1 protein-coding gene is annotated in these 1,073 nt (G+C 73.3%); it reads left to right on the top strand.

The features are described 5' to 3' along the window. Nucleotides 1-862, top strand: an 862-nt coding sequence (locus H5J30_RS35230) for a DUF6454 family protein (protein WP_181791859.1), incomplete at its 5' end; no start/stop codon positions are given. Nucleotides 863-1,073 lie beyond the last annotated feature (211 nt).

The raw sequence follows: 1,073 nt of genomic DNA, 5'->3' as shown, positions 1-1,073 counted from the left end.
GCGCGACGCCCGCGTCGTCGAGGCCGTCGCCAAGCTGGACCGCAACAGCACGTGGGAGCTGGTCGAGAAGCTGCCGCTGGACTTCGAGACGTACCACCCGCAGGGCCTGACCCGCGTCGGCGACCGGCTGTTCCTCTCCAGCGTCGAGATCATCGAGCCGCCCGTGCGCTACCCGGAGCCCGTCGACGGCTACGACCGCAGCCCCGGCCGCGGCGTCGGCCACCTCTTCGTCCTCGACCTGAAGGGCCGGCTGCTGGACGACATCACGCTCGGCGAGGGCGACATGTACCACCCCGGCGGCATCGACACCGACGGCCGCTCGGTGTGGGTCCCGGTCGCGGAGTACCGGCCGAACAGCGCCGCCGTCGTCTACCGCGTCGACGTCCGCACGCTGAAGGCGACCGAGGAGTTCCGGGTGGACGACCACGTCGGCGGCGTGGTGCCCGAGCCGCGCACCGGCCGGGTGCACGGCGTCTCGTGGGGCTCGCGCACCCTCTACACCTGGGACCGGCACGGCCGCCAGGTGCAGCGGCGGACGAACCAGAGCCACTTCGTCGACTACCAGGACTGCGCGTACGCCGACTCGCGCAAGATGCTCTGCACCGGCATCACCGGCTTCAAGAACGCCTCCGGCGCCGACTTCGAACTCGGCGGCATCGCCACCATCGACCTGCGCACGTTCGACATCGAGCACGAGGTGCCGGTGCAGCTCTGGTCGACCGGCGGGCACGTCGCGACGCGCAACCCCGTGCTGCTGGAGGCGCTGCGCGGCGACGGCCTGCGCATGTGGGCGGCCCCCGACGACGGCACCTCCCCCACGGGCACGGAGCTGCTGGTCTACGAGACCCGCCCCGCGAGCTGACGCCGGGATGCCGAGCACCGCACCCCTCCCGTAAGATCCCGGACGACCGAGGGGGGCCTGCGCGGCCGGGGAGCCGCGCCGGCGTACAAGGGGAACGGGTGGGGCGCGGTGCACGGTGAGGACGCGATACGCGACGGCGACGGCGACGCCGTACGCGGAAGCGGAACGGGAGGCGGGGGCCGGCCCGTACGGACACCAAGGCCGCAGCGCG

The sequence above is a fragment of the Streptomyces phytophilus genome (assembly GCF_013870535.1).
GTDB lineage: Bacteria > Actinomycetota > Actinomycetes > Streptomycetales > Streptomycetaceae > Streptomyces > Streptomyces phytophilus.
The sequence above is the reverse complement of the archived record's forward strand: the minus strand, read 5'-3'. Positions and strand labels throughout refer to the sequence as shown.